Origin of the sequence: Rhodococcus sp. PSBB066, from assembly GCF_017068255.1 — a bacterium.
Classification (GTDB): Bacteria; Actinomycetota; Actinomycetes; order Mycobacteriales; family Mycobacteriaceae; genus Rhodococcus; species Rhodococcus aetherivorans.
On record NZ_CP070859.1, the window covers coordinates 4,953,149 to 4,969,292 of the forward strand.

Sequence of the window (16,144 nt, forward strand, 5' to 3'; positions counted from 1 at the left end):
GGTCACCAGCCACTGTACGTTCCACTGAGTCGAACACTTTCCTGGCCGGATGCCGGCTCGCCCGGCGACAGTGGGCAGACCAATTCCCTTCGACCTTCCGGGACCGCCATGACCCCCTCCCCAGGAACCGACCACATGCCGGCTCCGCCCTCCGGCGGCGCCGCGACGGACGATCCGGCTGTACACGCGGCCTTCGTCCGGATCGACCACGCGGTGCGCACCCACTCACCGTGCCCGCCGGTGCGTAACCTCATCGGCAGCTCCGATATCGAGCGCGCCTACGCGGTCCAGACGAAACTGAACGCGGCACGCACGGCCGCCGGCGCTCGTGTGGTCGGTCGCAAGATCGGGCTCACGTCACCGGCGGTCCAGCGGCAACTCGGCGTGGACCGGCCCGACTTCGGTGTCCTGTTCGACGACATGCAGTACACCGAGGACGAACCCGTGCCCTTCCACCGCCTGCTGCAACCGAAGGTCGAGGCGGAGATCGCCTTCGTGCTCGGGCAGGACCTCGCCGACGGCCCGCTCGACGACCGGCGCATCCGCGACAGCGTCGACTACGCCGTCGCCGCCCTCGAGATCGTCGACAGCCGGATCGCAGGCTGGGACATCACCTTCGGGGACACGGTCGCCGACAATGCCTCGTCCGGGCTGTTCGTCCTCGGCACCCGGCGCCGCGGGCTCGACGAGTTCGAACCGGTCGACACCGAGATGGCGATGCGTGTCGACGGCGCGGCGGTGTCCACCGGGAACGGCGCGGCCTGCCTGGGCGACCCGCTGCGGGCCCTGGCGTGGCTCGCCGACACCGCCCGCCGGTTCGGTGAACCGCTCCGCACCGGGCAGATCGTCCTGTCCGGGGCTCTCGGGCCGATGGCGCCCGTCCACCCCGGCTCCACCGTCACCGCGGACATCACCGGACTCGGTTCGGTGACCGCGACCTTCACCGAGGAGGACCACACATGAGCACCCGCAGAACACAGGTGGCCGTCATCGGCTCCGGCAACATCGGCACCGACCTGATGATCAAGGTGATCCGGAACTCGACCAATCTCGAGATGGGCGCCATGGTCGGCATCGACCCGGAGTCGGACGGCCTGGCCCGCGCCCGCCGGCTGGGTGTCCCCACCACCGCCGACGGCGTGGCGGGCCTGATCGGCCTGCCGAACTTCGACGAGATCGGCTTCGTGTTCGACGCGACGTCGGCACAGGCGCACCGGGCCAACGCCCGCGCGCTCGAACCCTACGGCAAGCGGCTGATCGACCTCACGCCCGCAGCGATCGGCCCGTTCGTCGTTCCGGCCGTCAACCTCGACGCACACCGGCACGCCCCGAACGTCAACATGGTCACCTGCGGTGGGCAGGCAACCATCCCCGTCGTGGCGGCGGTCTCGCGCGTCACGCCCGTCGCCTACGCCGAGATCGTCGCGTCCATCGCGTCGAAGTCCGCCGGACCCGGCACCCGCGCGAACATCGACGAGTTCACCGAGACGACGGCGCACGCGATCGAGTCGGTCGGCGGCGCGGCCCGGGGTAAGGCGGTGATCGTCCTGAACCCTGCCGAGCCGCCGCTGATCATGCGGGACACCGTGTTCTGCCTGATCTCCGAGCCGAGCGCAGTCGTGCACGACGCCGTCCGGGAGTCGATCGAGCGGATGGTCGCCGACGTCGCCGCCTACGTGCCGGGCTACCGGCTCAAGCAGCGGGTGCAGATCACCCCGGTTCCGCAGGGGCAACCGGTGCATACCCTGCTCGCCGACGGCGCCCCGGCCACACCCACCCACCAGGTGTCGGTATTCCTCGAGGTCGAGGGTGCCGCCCACTACCTGCCCGCGTACGCGGGCAATCTCGACATCATGACCTCGGCTGCCCTGCGGTTCGCGGAGGCCGCCGCCGAGACGGACACCGCGCGCGCGGCAGAACTGGAGACCACCCGATGACGACCGAACTGTTCATCCAGGACGTCACGCTCCGGGACGGGATGCACGCCGTTCGGCACCGCATCACCCCGGACGACGTGGGCCGTATCGTGGCCGCGCTGGACGCGGCCGGTGTCGACGCCATCGAGGTCGCCCACGGCGACGGACTGGCCGGGGGCAGCCTCAACTACGGACCGGGCAGCCACACCGACTGGGAGTGGATCGAGGCCGCGGCTGCGAACGTGTCCCGGGCGCGCCTCACCACGCTGCTTCTGCCCGGGATCGGCACGATCCGCGAACTCGAGCACGCCTACCGGCTCGGGGTCCGCTCGGTGCGCGTGGCCACCCACTGCACCGAGGCGGACGTCTCGGCCCAGCACATCGCGACGGCCCGCGAGCTGGGCATGGACGTCTCCGGATTCCTCATGATGAGCCACATGGCACCGCCCGCCGAGCTGGCGCGACAGGCGAAGTTGATGGAGTCCTACGGCGCGCACTGCGTCTACGTCACCGACTCCGGCGGTCGTCTGACCATGGACGGGGTACGCGAACGGGTTCGGGCCTACCGGAGCGTGCTCGACCCGGGCACCGAGATCGGTATCCACGCCCACGAGAATCTGTCGTTGTCGGTGGCGAACTCCGTGGTCGCCGTCGAGGAAGGTGTCACTCGTGTCGATGCCTCCCTGGCCGGACACGGCGCCGGGGCCGGCAACTGCCCGCTCGAGGCGTTCGTCGCCGTCGCCGACCTGCAGGGCTGGACCCACGGCAGCGACCTGTTCGCGCTGCAGGACGCCGCCGACGACCTGGTCCGGCCGCTTCAGGATCGGCCGGTCCGGGTGGACCGCGAGACCCTCACCCTCGGCTACGCCGGCGTGTACTCCTCGTTCCTCCGCCACGCGGAGGCAGCCTCCGAGCGTTACGGCATCGACGTGCGCACCCTCCTGCTCGAGGTCGGGCGGCGCGCGCTCGTCGGCGGGCAGGAGGACATGATCGTCGACATCGCCCTCGACCTGCTGGGGGAACGTGCCGGCAGCCCAGCGTGACCTGGGATCCGCATACACGCCGGGGTGGGTCTGTCGCGAACGACAGACCCACCCCGGTCGCTGCGCCGTCAGACGGCGTCGGTCCTCTTGGGTGTTCCCCAGCTGCTGACGTCCACTACTGTTCCCGTCACGGTCGCGGAATCGTCACGGCACGCGAGATAGAGGTAGGCGCCCACGTAATCGTCGGGTTCCACCTCGATCTGCAGAGCTCCGTTGTCGCGCACCATCTGCCGGATCGGAATGGCCTCGGCCACCGAGTGATCGGCGAGCCCCATCGCGCCGGGCCCGCGCAGGTCGGTGGCCATGCCGCCGGGAGCGACCGCATTGACCCGAACCTCCGGGGCAAGTTCGTACGCCAGCTGGCGCACGAGTCCCACGCCGGCATGCTTGGACGAGACGTACAGCGGCCCACCGCCGCCCGGGAAGAAGGCCGCGTTGGACAGGGTGAAGATCATGCTGCCGCGGGAGGACTTCAGGTGCGGCGCTGCGGCCTTCGCACCGAGCAGATAGCCCTTCACGTTGACGGAGAACAATTCGTCGAACCCGGTACCCAGTTCTTCCGGCGACGCGTCGAGCAGCGAACGACCGAAGTCCCAGACTCCGGCGTTGCCGACGAAGGTGTCGAGAGCACCGAACTCGCGCACGGCGAGATCGGCTGCTTGCTTGTTGTCGGCGAACGAGGTGACGTCGCCCTTCAGGGTGCGCACGCTGGTCCCGAACGCCTCGCGCAGTGCTGTCAGCTTCGGCTCCGACCTGTCGAGCACGGTCACGCGACCGCCGTACTCGACGAACCGTCTCACCAGGGCGTGGCCGAGCCCGGACCCGCCGCCGGTCACGAGAATCGACTTTCCGTCAAGCCGTCCCACTACGGGCTCCTTCCTTCAGTTCGTACGAGTCGGGAAGTCCGACGTGGATGTCGCCGCCCTCGATACGGACCGGGTGCGTGCGGACCGCGGTCGTCGCGGGCGGATTCAGGGGCCGGCCGGTTCGGAGGCAGAACTTCGCCATGTGGAGCGGGCATTCCACGACGCAGTCCTCGATCCATCCGTCGGCGAGGGAGTACGTCTCGTGCGTACACGTGTCGTCGACGCAGAAGTACTCCCCGTTCGACCTGAACACCGACACCGGCGGACGCGAGTCGAGCCGCACCGCGTCGTCGTCGTCGAGGTCGCCGACCGCGCAGACACGAACCCACCGCGTGTTCTCACTGGATGATTCAGCCGTCATCGTCGGATACCTCACAGGAAGATGCTGATGCTGGGGGCGAGGATCGTGGTCTGCTCGAGGACGATCCGGCGCTCGCGGATCTTGAAGGGCAGGGTGCCGGTGTGGTGGCGCAGCACATCGAAGCGCTCACCGACGAACCAGTCCTGGTGCCGCTCGAGCCGGCTGCGGTAGACCCAGAAGTTGCACACCACGTCGAGATCGCCGTCCTCGCGGTGCGCGACACGGACATTGGTCAGCAACCGCCGGGTGCGCGACGGGGGCTCCTCCGACCATGACAGGCCCGAGGTCAGCCGGCGGACCCTGCCCCGCAGGAAGGAGAAGTCGTCGTCGATGAACGCGCCCTCGTCCGGGCCGGAGATCTCGGCGTCGCGTTCCCGGAACGTGCGGGTCATGCGGGTGGGCGCCCAGTAGTGCACGTCCTCCCCGAAGAACTCGAGCCATTCGTGGTAGCGGTGGTTGTCGAGGTGTTCCGCCTCGGCATACAGGAACTGTTCGACCGCGTGCTGCAGATGCACGTCGGCGCGCTGGACGGCCGCGGGCAGCCCGTCGGCGCTGCGGGTGTCGGTGGTCATCGGTTCTCTCCTGCGTGTTCGGAGCGCTTGGCCTCGTCGGCTCGGCGGAGGATTTCGTCCCATGGCAGGCCGTCGACGAGATCCAGCCACCGCTGGTAGAACCCACGGGCGGCGGTTTCGCTGTAAACGTCGTTGGACAGGCCGGGAAGACCGTGACTGTCGCGTTCCTCGAATCCCATCCCCATCTGGACGTTGAACTCGGTGCTACGCGACTTCCAGCCTCGCAGCACTTGCTGCACCTCGGTCCAGTTCTCGCCGTCATCGGTCTCGAAGACCCCGGCCGGGCTGAAGGACCGCTGGGTGCCCCGCCGCATTCCCGCCTTGGCCTCCGGCGACGCGTCCTTCGGTACGAACGTCCATGCCCACACTTCGATCTGTCCGGGACCGCGCGGATGCCACACGCGCATCGTGTTCACGGGTCCGAGCCAGGAGAAGTTCGGGAAGATCAGATTGTGCCCCGAGACCTTCACGGCGCGGTCGGCGCCGATCCGCCGGAAGACTTCGTCGCGATGTGCGGTCTGCCAGGCGCTGTACTCGGGGCCTGCGTGCAGGTCGGGACCGAATTCGGGGAGCCAGAAGCTCCCCGATCCGTGGCCGTCACCGGCGAACTGCCGGCCCGGTGCGTCAGGCGGTGGGTTGAGCAGACCGTGGAAGGCCGGATCCTCGTGCAGGGCCAGCATCGCCGACGAATGCGAGATCGCGGCGTGGTACATGTCGCTGGCGAACTGCTCCGCCGGCAGCTTCCAGTTGCAGTCGATGACCCACTTCGCGGCGCCCTTGACGAACTCGAGGCCGTTGTCCCATCGATCGATGGTCGCGTCGAAGTAGTACGCCATCTCGCCCAGATACTCGACGAAGTCCGGGACCTCGTCCGACCAGGTGCCGAAGTGGAACCCCCGGTAGCTCGCGATGCGGGGGACCTTCGTGGCGCCCCAGGAGGATTTGTCGATCCGGTCACGGTATCCGCGTTGCTGCTGCGGCACGTTGATGAGGTTGCCCTCGAGGTCGTACGACCAGCCGTGGTAGGTGCACGTGAACGCGCGACTCGTGCCCTCGTCCGATCGGCAGATGCGCATTCCCCGATGCCTGCACTGATTGAGGAACGCCTTCACCGAGCCGTCTCGCTGGCGCACGACCAGAACCGGATCCTCACCCATGTACGTCTGGACGAACGACCCGGGCTCCGGCAACTGACTGTCGTGCGCGAGGAAGAGCCAGGTCCGGCCGAACACCCGCTCGAGCTCCAGTTCGTAGATGCCCGGGTCGGTGTAGATGGTGGGGTTGAGTCGGCCGTGAGCGGGGTCGACCAGCGCATGGATGTCACTCATCGTCGGCCCCCACTGCCACGGCGCTGGGGACGTCGGCAAGGACCTGATGGCCCCACGTGCTGGCCGACCGGTAGTGGCCGACAGTCCACGAGTCGTCGTCCACGAGTCTGCCGTTCCATCCGTACTCGATCGCGAACCCGGACGGTGTGGACAGATAGAACGAGGTCATCGCGTCGTTGGTGTGTTCCCCGAGGGCGCGGACGACCTGTCCTGGCGTCTCCATCGCCAGATCGAGTGCACGGCCGACGGAGTCGAGGCGGCTGAGCTCGAGCATCACATGGCCGATCCCCGGTTCGAAGCCCGGGATGGCGGCGAGCGCCACCGTGTGGTGACGCGGATTGCAGTGCAAGAAGACTGCATTGGTCGGGCCGAAGGCGATGGTGTCGCTGGGGCGGAAGCCCAGCATCGACTGGTAGAACTCGGCGGATCGCTGCGCGTCGGATGCGAAGAGGAACACATGCCCGAGGCCGAGATCGCCGGTGACGAAGTCGATTCCCCGCGGCGACACGAACGGGGTGTGGTCGTGCGGATGACCGTACACGACCTCGATCGGGTTGCCGTCGGGGTCATCGAAGGCGATGAGCCGCTGCACATGCCGTGCACGCGCCAGATCGGCATCCTCCGAGACCGGGACCGAGTTCGCGACCAGGCGGCGGGCGAGCGCGTCGAGGTCCTCGCTGGTCCGCGTCTCGAACCCGAGGGCGAGCAGGGCGTCCGCCCCGGGGGGACCGTCCTCGACCGTCAGCCGGTACTCACGCTCGTCGAACCGGAAGCGGGCCTCGGTGGGGTCGTCGGACGGCACGAGTTGGGCTCCGACGATGCGGGTGCCGAACTCCCTCCACTCGTCGACGGGGCCGCGCACACGCAGGTAGGCAAGAGCCTTCACAGTGCTCACGGGATTTCCTTTCGTTGACATCTCAGATCCTGCCGCGCAGGAACAGCGTGCTGAGCTGGACGAACCGATCGGCCTGTTCGATCTGCGCCCAATGACCGCAGTGCGGCATGACATGCAGGCGCGCGTTGGGGATTCGCCGGGCGAGCCATTCGCTGCTCTCGGCGGGGACCACCGAGTCCTCGCGGCCGTGGACCAGCAGGACATCATTGCGGATCCGCCGCAGCGATGTCTCCGGGACACGTAGGCCCGGAAGCCCGGGACCGGATTGCGGAAGCCCGAAGGTGAGGAGATGGGATCGGCGCACGTCCGGACGCAGCGCCGTCTCGAGCCGGTCCCGGGCGATCGCGTCGATCTCGTCGCCGAACAGGTCCGGATCGTGGAGCATGTACGAGATCAACTGCTTCATGCTCTCGAGCGTGGGGTCGTTGTAGAACTCGATGAGCTTGAGCAATTCCCCGGTCGGCGCGGTGTTGCCGCCGCCACCGGCTCCCATGCCGATGACCTTCCCGATCCGGTCCGGGGCGACGGTCAGCATGTTCAGGGCGACGACCCCACCCAGCGAGTTCCCCACGAGGTGCACGCTGTCGAGGCCGAGGGCGTCGACCAGCGCCAGGTTGCTCAGTACGAGCTGCCGCACACGTCCGCTCGGGGGGAGCTCGGCCGGGTGACTCGAGTCGCCCCAGCCCACCTGGTCGATCACAAGACAGTCGTAGTCGTCCGCGAAGGCGGAAACGGTCGCGGCATAGTTCGACAACCCGGTGGCACCGGGCCCCGATCCGTGCAGGAACAGAATCGTCTCCCCGGTGCGCGGGCCGGCTCTGTTGAGCCGGATGCGGAAACCGCCGGCTTCGACGTCCGAAGTCTCCATTGTTGTCGTCATCGTCATCCTCTCTACGTCCGGGTGTGCCCAGATTTCACCCCGGGCCGGGGCTAGCGGGACCACGCCACGGGGCACCTGAAACGCCCCGGCCCGGGCGAATCCGGTTATGGAATAGATTCGGGTCGCGTCTGTTTCGGGATCACCCGGTCACATCGATATCGCGCCGGGTGTCCGGGCTCCTCAGTTGGCGGACCAGCCTGCGCAGGTCGGTACCGGCGAACCGCAGAGTCTCGTCCGGAACTTCGATCCTGTTTTCCGCCAGGATTTTTGCCGATCGGACATCGCGCGGCTCGTCCAGGGCGGCTGCGGCGGCAACACGCCCCTCGCGCACCCAGAAGGCCACGAATCCGGGTTCGGTGGTCGAGTCACGGACAATCACGCGGTCGCCGGGCCGCCCGCGCCCGTACATCTGCAGCGTGTGCTGGTACTGGTGCGACCAGAAGTAGGGGATTTCGCGGTTGACGGTCGCGTTCCCCGCCATCGACGCTCCGACGGCTGCACCGTGCCGGCGGGCCACGTCCCAGTGCTCGATCCGACCCCGGTGACCGAGGTGCGGGTTGACGTGCGCGGCGATGTCTCCGGCCGCCCAGATCCAGGGGTCGCTGCTGCGGCCCAGGTCGTCGACGGTGATGCCGTCGGCGCAGGCTACTCCCGCCTGTCTCGCGAGACCGTCGTTGGGGACGACACCGCACCCGACGACGACGGTGGCCGCGTCGAGACGTTCGCCGGTCGACAGCCGCACCGACTCCACTGTGCGCGAGCCCGCGAACGCGTCGACCGTGCGGCGCGTCAGGATGCGCACCCCCCGTTCCGTGTGCAGCCGGCAGATGCGCCGGGCGATCTCCGGGCCGACGGCCGCCAGGAGGGGGAGCTCGCCGAGTTCGACGACGGTGACGTCGATTCCGCGGTCCGCCGCGGCCGCAGCGACCTCGAGGCCGACGAACCCTCCACCCACGACGACGAGCGGCCCACCCGCCCTCAGCCGGGCGGACAAGGCCGCGGCGTCGGCCGCATCTCGCAGCGTGAGGATGTTTCCGAGGGCGGCCCCGGGGACGTCCAACCGCCGTGCCGCCACGCCGGTGGTGAGCAGCACCCGGTCCGCGACAAGCTCTTCCCCGTCGGATGTGTCGATGCGCCGGTCCGACGGTCGGAGCCGGCGCACCCCGACACCGAGGCGCAACTCGATGTCCAGGCGCCGGTACTCCGTCTCGGCCACTATCTCCCGCAGCCTGCGGTCGGAGAGGTACTCCTTCGACAGTGGCGGGCGTTCGTAGGGTGTGTGAGGGTCGGCGTCGACGACGGTGATTCGACCGGCGAATCCGTTGTCTCTCATCGCCGACGCCGCGGCCAGGCCGGCGGTGCCGGCGCCGACGACGACGTGGTGCTTGTTACGGGTCAAGGTGCCATCTCCTTCACGGAGCGGTTGGGAGGTGCCCCACTCCGCAGGCATGTTGTACGGATCACAGTAGGTTCGCGTGGACACCGCCGTCCATCGACTGTTCCGTGCGCCGGAACTCCGACCGGGACGGTCCTGTGAAGTGTGATGCGGCCCAGCGTTTCTCTCATCTGCGGACCCGAATCGGCACGGCGAATACGCCGGAGCGCGGCCGTGGTCGAGCGTATGCTCACCGCCATGCCTGTCGAACGATCCGGGCGCGCTCAGTACACCGACATCCTGACAGCTCTTCGCGACATCGTCGCGGCCGACAGTGCCGACGACGTGGTGCGCGCGGCACTCACCTCGGCGCGCGCCACCGCGCGTGCCGACGCGGCGTTCTGGATGGACGCCCGCGAGGACGGTCTCCACATGGTGGCCGGGTCGGGTCTGAGTCAGCCCGAAGTCCATGCCCTGAGCCACATACCGCCCGACCGGGGGCTCGGAGGCGAGGTGCTGCGCAGCGGCGGACCGGTGTCGACACCCGACTACAGCGCGGACCCCCGGGCGATCCCCCGGATGCGGCAGCTGCTGGAACGAGAGGGACTGGTCTCGGCGGCGGCGGTGCCGGTGAGCGGGGCCGCACACGTCGACTCGGTGCTGTATGTGGTGTCGCGCGCACGCCGCCCCGTCGAGTCGGAGGAGCTGCGCGCGCTGGCCGGTCTCGCGTCGATGGCCGGGGAGCTGCGCGAGCGGGCCGCGGAACGAGCACGCGCCGCGCAGGACCTGCGGACGCTCGAGGACGACCGCGAGCGGTCCCGCGCCGAGCGGGAGCTGTATCTGGCCACGGCCGAATCGATGCTCTCCGGTGCCGGCCTCGACCACTGTCTCGAACTCGCAGGCGACGCGTGGGGCGCATCGGTGCACCTCGAGGGGCCGAACGGCCGCCCGCCGCGGCCGGGCAACCCGACCGTCGACCGAAGCCGCACGACGGGGTGCGTGCGGGAGTTCCGCGTCCCCGGAACGGACAACGCAACGCTGACCCTGCGTGGGGCCGCCGCCACCGGGGACGACTCGGTGCGCGTGCTGGCGGCTCTCGTCGGGATGGACCTCGCGCGGCACCGTGCCGCCCTCGAAACCGAGATCCGCCTCACCGATCACTTGGTGCGGAGCCTGCTGGACGGGTCGAAGGACGAGCTGCGCCGGCTGTGGCATCGGGCTCTGCTGGTCGGGCTCGATCTCGGCGTCCCTCGGGCGGTCGTCGCCGTGGGAGGTGACCGGCACGTGGATCGGGCACTGCTCGACACCCTGGGCCGGCGGGTGCGGTCTCGGGTCCCCGGCGCGCAGCTGACCACGTTCGAGGGCGACGCGTTCGTGCTGTGGCCCGTGCGCGGCGACGCGGAATCAATCGTCCTCGCAACGCACCTCGCTGCGATCGTCGAGGAGTGCCGCCCACACGTGCTCGGCGCCGGCATCGGTCCGGTCTGTCGCCGGGCCGAGGACTATCCCGCGGCCGTGCGCGAGGCCCGCTTCGCGCTGCGCGTCGGTGTCCACGGACGACGCGAACGCGCCGTCGTCTCCGTCGAGTCTCTCGGAATGTACCGTCTCTTCGCGCACGTCGGCGGGGTCGACGCGCTGGCGGCCGCGGCGGAGGAATCGTTGGCTCCGGTGCTCCGCGCGGACAGTCGCGACGGCTCCGATCTGCTGCACACGCTGCAGACGTATCTGGAGAAGGACCGGCGAGCGGCGGAAACGGCCCGTGCACTGCACGTGCACGTGCACGTCAACACGTTGCGCTACCGCATCGAACGCGTCTGCAAGCTGCTCCGCGTCGATCTCGACGACCCGGATGCTCGCTTCTTCCTGCTGCTGGCGCTGCGGTTGAGCACCGTCGTGGGACGCCGGGACGGCCGCTGACGCGGGCCGCGCGACCGTGCTCCTACGGGCCGGCGCCGCGGCCGGCGCCCTGGGCGACGATGTCGGCGCGCAACATCCGGTAGAGGGCGCCGATCTTGCGTTCGAGGTACGCCGCGTCCCCCCCCGGATTCGATGACGGCGCCGCGCACGAAGGTCACGCTGGTCAGAGCGAGTTCGACCGCGAACGCGCGCGGGTCCACCACACCGGCCTCTTGCGCGAACGGCTCGATGACGTCCACCAGCTGGTCGCGGGCATAGCCGGTGGCCTTCGCCACCACAGCGGCGAGTTCCGGGTCGGCCGCCCCGTGCCAGACGATGTCCGCCTCGAGCTGGAAGTACGAGATGTGTTCGGCGATGGTTGCGGCCGCGGCCGACCAATACGCGCGCATCGCCTCCTCGGTGGATCCGGAAATATTCACCGCCCGAGGAAGATTGGCGAAGAACCTCCGGCTTCCCCGCTCGATCACCGCGGCGAGCAGGCCGGACTTGCTCTTGAAGTGGTGATAGATCGATCCGACGGGAAGCCCCGATGCACGCCGGATGTCCGCGATGGAGGTCCGGTGGTAGCCCTGAGCCGCCATCAACTCCTCCGCGACGTTCATCAGGTGGTCGCGACTGTTCTGTGAAATTGCCTCCGCGCCGGCCATGGATCCGGTCCCCACCTCCCTCGACTCGTCTAGGCAGATACGTAACGCGCCCCGAGCGACCGGCCGATCGCGGCCGACGCCTCCCGCAACGGCGAGACGAGTTGCTCTCCGGTGCCGTACCCGCTCGGAAACGCCACGGAGATCGCCGCGACCGCATCGTCGCCCACCAGGACGGGAACCCCTACGCACGCCAGGCCTTTCGCAGATTCCTCGCGATCGAGCGCGTACCCGGAGATGCGGACGCGCTCGAGACACGTGTGCAGGTCGTCCGGACGCACGATCGTGCTGGGTGTGCGCGGGACGAGGACGCGAGATCGCGACGGCGCGGGGCCGAGGGGTGTGTGTGCGAGCAGAGCCTTGCCGACCGCCGTGGCATGAGCCGGCAGCCTGCCACCCACCGAGGCCGGGGTCGACGTTGCACCACCGGTCATCTTCGCCAGATAGACCACGTCGTTTCCGCGCAGGACTGCAAGGTTCACGGTCTGCCTGGTGGCCCGGTGGATTCGTTCGAGGAACGGCAGCGCAGCGTCACGGAGTTCGAGCTCGGCGGAGCAGAGTCCCACCGAGAACAACCGCAGTCCCACCTGATACCGGTCGTCGATACGCTCGACGGCGCCCACCTCCTGCAGCATCGCGAGGAGACGGTGCGTCGTGGACTTGGGCAACCCGCTTCCGCGCGCGAGTTCGCTCAGTGTCATGGACCGTCGGGACTGAGTGAATACACCCAGGATCTCGAATGCCCGCCCGAGCAACGATGCGGTAGCCGCACGATCGTCCGGCGCCGAAACACTGCGGCATTCCAGTCCGGGACGAGGATCTCCTGCCATAACGCCTCCAAGCTGGCTAGAACGATCGTTCCAATGAGGCTATCCACCGACCGGCACCCTGTCAACGAATCACGCCCGCCGCTCCGCCTGCGCCCCTCGGGGCCGCGTCCACGTGCCCACCGCCTCGAGTCGATGCCCACAACACCCGGCCCGATCGCTGGACGAGTCATCCATTGAGCACCGATCCGGGTCCGGCCACAGTCGAAGCCATGACATCCGAATCCCCCTCTCCCCCGGACCCGACCTCGGCGCCACGAATTCGGGTTGTGGTCGTCGGCGCCGGCCCCGTCGGACTCGTGGCGGCCCTCGCCGCGCACTCACACGGCCTCCGGACGACAATCCTCGAGGCTGAGGACAGCAACCGGCTCCGACCCGGAAGCCGCGCGACCTACCTCTACCGCGAAACGCTGGACCAGCTCGACGCATTCTCCCCCGGCCTGGGCGCGCGGCTCGCCCGCGAGGGCGTGACCTGGCCGCGTATCCGTTCGACGTACCACGGCCGCACCGTGTACGAACGGACCTTTCCGCGCGCGCCCCACGGCGCGTTCGGCGCCAGCATCTCGCAGCGGCTGCAGGAGCGGGCGATGCTCCAGCACGTCGAGAAGGCCGGGATTCCGATCCGGTGGAGCAGTCGGGTCGGCAGCGTGTCGTCCACCGAGAACGGGGTCACCGTCCACCTCGTGGACGGCAGCACGATCGACGCAGACTACGTCGTAGCCGCCGACGGTGCGCACTCTGCGGTACGCACGTCGCTGGGAATCGGCATGGAGGGTCCGCGGTCCGACGCGTCCTTCGTCATCGTGGACGTCGACGAGGTTGCCGACGACCCGCTGCCGCTCGTGCGGGAGTTCCACTACCGGCACCCGGCGGTCGAAGGACGCAATGTCCTCGTCCTGCCCTTCCAGGGCGGGTGGCGCCTCGACCTCCAGGCACGCCGAGACGACGACGTCGAGGCCCTCCAGTCGGCCGACGGCACCGCCGCCTGGGTCGCGGCCATCCTCGGCGAACGCTACCGCGATCGCATCGCGTGGGTCTCGCGCTATCGATTCCACCGCGCGGTCGCCGCTCGATTCACGGACCCGCACAACCGGGTGTTCCTCGCGGGTGAAGCGGCGCACCTGTTCGCACCGTTCGGCGGCGGACGCGGATTGAACTCCGGAGTGCGCGACGCGCAAGCCGCGATCGAGGCGTTCGCCGCCGCAGCTCGCGACGGCGGGGATGCCGCCGCCCGGGAACAGGTCGGCGCGGCGGGCGAGACACGCCGCCGTGCAGGGCATTTCAACGCCGATGCCGCCGGTGGCGCGCTCGCCCAGATGGAGGCGAACACCGTGTTCGACCGTGCCGCGCAATGGGGGGCGGCGTTCGCCGCGCGCTGGTGGACCCGGCCGGGAATGTGGCTGGACAGCCGGGTGACATCCGGTTCCGCCGAGCGCTTCTCGCCGTCCACCCGATTCTGACCATCACCGCACGCCGAGGACCATCATGATCGATCAACCTCATCCCAGCCCCGGCACCTCGAACACCAGCCTCTGGGACGTGTTCGCCCGCCGCGCCGCCGCCCACCCCGATCGCGAGGCCGTCGTGCACGGTTCGTTCCGCTGCACCTACGGCGAACTGCGGGAACAGGCCGAACGCACCGTCGCCGGTCTCGAAGCGCTGGGGGTGTGCCCCGGCGACCGGGTCGGCATGCTCTCGTACCCGCGCCCCGAAGTCGTCGCCGTCTATCTCGCGTGCGCCCGGTTGGGCGCCCTCTTCCTCGGGATCGGAACGCGGGTGAACGAGAAGGAACTGGACTACATCCTCACGGACGCCACGCCCTCCGTCCTTGTCACCGTGGAACGATTCGAGGGCACGCAGTTCGGTGCCCTCGTCGATCGGGCCGCGGAACGCCACGACATTCGTGCCGTCGTTCATCTCGGTGACGAGCCGGGCGGGCCAGTGCCCTTCGAGGCGGTTCCCGCACGATCCGTCGCGCGGCCCGTCGACCCCGACGCCCCGCTGTCGATCGTCTACACGTCCGGGACGACGGGGGACCCGAAGGGCGCCGTCGTGACCCATCGCGGCATCCTCACCTTCTCCGCGCTCCTGCGCCACACTCCCGTCGAGGCGCCACGCATCCTGTCGCTCATGCCGATCGACCACATCGGTGGTCAGGGCAACGAAGTCGTGTCCGCCATTCTGTCCGGCGGCACCCTCGTCCAGCTGCCGCGGTTCGAGGCCGGCGCCGCACTCGACGCGATCGAGCAGGAGAAGGTCACCCTCTGGCAGGGAGTCATCCAAACCATGCTCAACAGGCTCATGGCACACGATCGGTTCGAGACCACGGACCTCGGCTCGCTCGAGCGATTGTGGTGGGTCGGACCGTTGCCGGTGAGCCTGGCGGAACGGCTCGCCGCCCGGATCCCCGTCGTCGGTGCCTCCTACGGCATGACGGAAATCGGGTGCATCACCATGACCGATCGGGACATCACCCCTGCAGAGGCGACCCGCACGGTCGGCAAGCCGCTCGACGACATCGAAATCCGGATCGAACCGGTCCCGGGGCACCGCCCCGGCGAACCCGGCGAGATCCTCGTACGACGCAACCCGTTGATGCACGGGTATTGGGGAAAGCCCGACAAGACCGCCGAAGCGATCACGCCGACGGGATGGCTCCGCACCGGCGATCTCGGATACTTCGAGGACTCGGGAAACCTTGTCCTGGCTGGACGTTCGAAACTGCTCATCCGCTCGGGCGGCTACAACATCTCACCGATGGAGATCGAGCAGGCCGTCGAAAACCACCCCGGCATCCAGCTCGCCGCCGTGGCCGCCGTGCCGGATCCCGACTTCGGCGAGGCCGCCCACATGCTTGCGGTCCCGGCCCGCGGGCACGCCCCGACCGAGGAAGAGGTGAAGAAGTTCCTTCGCGAGCGCCTCAGCTCGTACAAGATCCCCAAGAGCGTGCGGTTCTGCGACCAGCTCCCGTTCCTGGCCAACTCCAAGCTCGACCGCCGGGGCGTGCAACAGATGCTCGACCCGAAATCCGACAGCCCCGCGCCCGTCCCGTCCCAGGAGGAACGATGATCGTCTTCGGCAGCACCGCCGATCTCACCCAGCACGTCGGCACACATCTGGGCTCCAGCCCGTGGGTGACGCTGGACCACCAGCACATCCGCGGATTCGGTGAGGCCACACACGACTTCAACTGGATCCACTTCGACACCGAGCGCGCCGCGGCGTCCCCGTTCGGATCGATCATCGCGCACGGCTACCACACGTTGGCGCTGATCGGCGGGCTCATCCAGCAGACCATCGATACGTCCTTCTGCGCCCTCGGACTCAACTACGGCCTCAACAGAGTTCGTTTTCCGGCCGCGGTTCCGGTCGACTCGCGGGTACGGCTGGACCTGCACCTGGCCGAGACCGTGCCGTTCGACGGCGGCGTCGACGCCGTCTACCGGTGCGTCATCGAGATCGAGGACGGCGACAAGCCCGCCTGCGTCGCCGAGGTGATCTTCCGCTACTACGACTGATA

Annotated in this window: 15 protein-coding genes and 1 pseudogene; 7 read left to right on the forward strand and 9 right to left on the reverse strand. The window is 68.9% G+C overall.

Features of this window, described 5'->3' with window-relative positions; translation table 11 throughout:
• The first annotated feature begins 135 nt into the window (after window positions 1-135).
• From JYA75_RS22455 to dmpG, 3 genes are read left to right on the forward strand one after another with little or no spacing between them, the layout of a single operon-like run.
• Window positions 136-963 (forward strand): fumarylacetoacetate hydrolase family protein, encoded by an 828-nt coding sequence (locus JYA75_RS22455; protein WP_203329379.1) that lies wholly within the window; start codon window positions 136-138, stop codon window positions 961-963.
• Window positions 960-1,937 (forward strand): acetaldehyde dehydrogenase (acetylating), encoded by a 978-nt coding sequence (locus JYA75_RS22460; RefSeq protein ID WP_203329380.1) that lies wholly within the window; start codon window positions 960-962, stop codon window positions 1,935-1,937. The genes JYA75_RS22455 and JYA75_RS22460 overlap by 4 nt, the downstream gene beginning before the upstream one ends.
• A complete protein-coding gene (dmpG, locus tag JYA75_RS22465; RefSeq protein ID WP_050034942.1) occupies window positions 1,934-2,959 on the forward strand; it encodes a 4-hydroxy-2-oxovalerate aldolase in 1,026 nt (341 codons plus the stop codon). Before JYA75_RS22460 ends, dmpG begins: the two co-directional genes overlap by 4 nt.
• A 68-nt stretch (window positions 2,960-3,027) precedes the next feature.
• On the opposite strand, the gene hcaB is transcribed toward dmpG, so the two are convergent.
• The 7 genes from hcaB to JYA75_RS22500 all read right to left on the reverse strand — a co-directional run bounded on the left by hcaB (window position 3,028) and on the right by JYA75_RS22500 (window position 9,260).
• Complete coding sequence (hcaB, locus tag JYA75_RS22470) at window positions 3,028-3,825, reverse strand: 3-(cis-5,6-dihydroxycyclohexa-1,3-dien-1-yl)propanoate dehydrogenase (RefSeq protein ID WP_203329381.1); 798 nt, start codon at window positions 3,823-3,825, stop codon at window positions 3,028-3,030.
• A complete protein-coding gene (locus JYA75_RS22475; protein ID WP_203329382.1) occupies window positions 3,812-4,186 on the reverse strand; it encodes a bifunctional 3-phenylpropionate/cinnamic acid dioxygenase ferredoxin subunit in 375 nt (124 codons plus the stop codon). The genes hcaB and JYA75_RS22475 overlap by 14 nt, the downstream gene beginning before the upstream one ends.
• A gap of 11 nt (window positions 4,187-4,197) precedes the next feature.
• Window positions 4,198-4,758: an aromatic-ring-hydroxylating dioxygenase subunit beta gene (locus JYA75_RS22480; RefSeq protein WP_203329383.1), complete on the reverse strand. Its 561-nt coding sequence runs from the start codon at window positions 4,756-4,758 to the stop codon at window positions 4,198-4,200.
• A complete protein-coding gene (locus tag JYA75_RS22485) occupies window positions 4,755-6,086 on the reverse strand; it encodes an aromatic ring-hydroxylating dioxygenase subunit alpha (RefSeq protein WP_203329384.1) in 1,332 nt (443 codons plus the stop codon). Before JYA75_RS22485 ends, JYA75_RS22480 begins: the two co-directional genes overlap by 4 nt.
• A complete protein-coding gene (locus tag JYA75_RS22490) occupies window positions 6,079-6,981 on the reverse strand; it encodes a VOC family protein (protein ID WP_239010483.1) in 903 nt (300 codons plus the stop codon). Before JYA75_RS22490 ends, JYA75_RS22485 begins: the two co-directional genes overlap by 8 nt.
• Before the next feature lie 22 nt (window positions 6,982-7,003).
• Window positions 7,004-7,861: an alpha/beta hydrolase gene (locus JYA75_RS22495; RefSeq protein WP_044475720.1), complete on the reverse strand. Its 858-nt coding sequence runs from the start codon at window positions 7,859-7,861 to the stop codon at window positions 7,004-7,006.
• A 139-nt stretch (window positions 7,862-8,000) separates the two neighbouring features.
• Window positions 8,001-9,260: an FAD-dependent oxidoreductase gene (locus JYA75_RS22500; protein ID WP_203329385.1), complete on the reverse strand. Its 1,260-nt coding sequence runs from the start codon at window positions 9,258-9,260 to the stop codon at window positions 8,001-8,003.
• 234 nt (window positions 9,261-9,494) lie between these two features.
• On the opposite strand from JYA75_RS22500, the gene JYA75_RS22505 reads away from it, so the two are divergent.
• The gene (locus JYA75_RS22505; RefSeq protein WP_203329386.1) at window positions 9,495-11,153 is read left to right on the forward strand and encodes a helix-turn-helix domain-containing protein; all 1,659 of its coding nucleotides are present in this window, start codon (window positions 9,495-9,497) and stop codon (window positions 11,151-11,153) included.
• A gap of 524 nt (window positions 11,154-11,677) precedes the next feature.
• On the opposite strand, the pseudogene JYA75_RS29195 reads toward JYA75_RS22505, so the two are convergent.
• Both JYA75_RS29195 and JYA75_RS22515 read right to left on the reverse strand, forming a co-directional pair.
• Window positions 11,678-11,800: pseudogene (locus JYA75_RS29195) on the reverse strand (TetR family transcriptional regulator); the annotation flags it as partial.
• Window positions 11,801-11,829: 29 nt separating this feature from the next.
• The gene (locus JYA75_RS22515) at window positions 11,830-12,627 is read right to left on the reverse strand and encodes an IclR family transcriptional regulator (RefSeq protein ID WP_275408341.1); all 798 of its coding nucleotides are present in this window, start codon (window positions 12,625-12,627) and stop codon (window positions 11,830-11,832) included.
• A 209-nt stretch (window positions 12,628-12,836) separates the two neighbouring features.
• On the opposite strand from JYA75_RS22515, the gene JYA75_RS22520 reads away from it, so the two are divergent.
• From JYA75_RS22520 to JYA75_RS22530, 3 genes are read left to right on the forward strand one after another with little or no spacing between them, the layout of a single operon-like run.
• On the forward strand, window positions 12,837-14,084 hold the full coding sequence (locus JYA75_RS22520) for an FAD-dependent monooxygenase (protein WP_239010485.1): 1,248 nt from the start codon (window positions 12,837-12,839) through the stop codon (window positions 14,082-14,084).
• Between the two features lie 25 nt (window positions 14,085-14,109).
• Window positions 14,110-15,693, forward strand: coding sequence for a class I adenylate-forming enzyme family protein (locus JYA75_RS22525; RefSeq protein ID WP_203329388.1), 1,584 nt, complete (start codon window positions 14,110-14,112; stop codon window positions 15,691-15,693).
• Window positions 15,690-16,142 carry a MaoC family dehydratase gene (locus JYA75_RS22530; RefSeq protein WP_006933084.1) on the forward strand — a complete coding sequence of 151 codons (453 nt, stop codon included), beginning with the start codon at window positions 15,690-15,692 and terminating at the stop codon, window positions 16,140-16,142. Before JYA75_RS22525 ends, JYA75_RS22530 begins: the two co-directional genes overlap by 4 nt.
• Window positions 16,143-16,144: the final 2 nt, after the last annotated feature.

Excerpts from the sequence above, each read along its gene's own strand:
- JYA75_RS22530 (WP_006933084.1), top strand. The coding sequence starts at position 15,690 with ATGATCGTCTTCGGCAGCACCGCCGATCTCACCCAGCACGTCGGCACA.
- JYA75_RS22475 (WP_203329382.1), bottom strand. The coding sequence starts at position 4,186 with ATGACGGCTGAATCATCCAGTGAGAACACGCGGTGGGTTCGTGTCTGC.
- JYA75_RS22485 (WP_203329384.1), bottom strand. The coding sequence starts at position 6,086 with ATGAGTGACATCCATGCGCTGGTCGACCCCGCTCACGGCCGACTCAAC.
- JYA75_RS22460 (WP_203329380.1), top strand. The coding sequence starts at position 960 with ATGAGCACCCGCAGAACACAGGTGGCCGTCATCGGCTCCGGCAACATC.
- JYA75_RS22525 (WP_203329388.1), top strand. The coding sequence starts at position 14,110 with ATGATCGATCAACCTCATCCCAGCCCCGGCACCTCGAACACCAGCCTC.
- JYA75_RS22495 (WP_044475720.1), bottom strand. The coding sequence starts at position 7,861 with ATGACGACAACAATGGAGACTTCGGACGTCGAAGCCGGCGGTTTCCGC.
- dmpG (WP_050034942.1), top strand. The coding sequence starts at position 1,934 with ATGACGACCGAACTGTTCATCCAGGACGTCACGCTCCGGGACGGGATG.
- JYA75_RS22505 (WP_203329386.1), top strand. The coding sequence starts at position 9,495 with ATGCCTGTCGAACGATCCGGGCGCGCTCAGTACACCGACATCCTGACA.
- JYA75_RS22455 (WP_203329379.1), top strand. The coding sequence starts at position 136 with ATGCCGGCTCCGCCCTCCGGCGGCGCCGCGACGGACGATCCGGCTGTA.
- JYA75_RS22480 (WP_203329383.1), bottom strand. The coding sequence starts at position 4,758 with ATGACCACCGACACCCGCAGCGCCGACGGGCTGCCCGCGGCCGTCCAG.
- JYA75_RS22520 (WP_239010485.1), top strand. The coding sequence starts at position 12,837 with ATGACATCCGAATCCCCCTCTCCCCCGGACCCGACCTCGGCGCCACGA.
- JYA75_RS22515 (WP_275408341.1), bottom strand. The coding sequence starts at position 12,627 with ATGGCAGGAGATCCTCGTCCCGGACTGGAATGCCGCAGTGTTTCGGCG.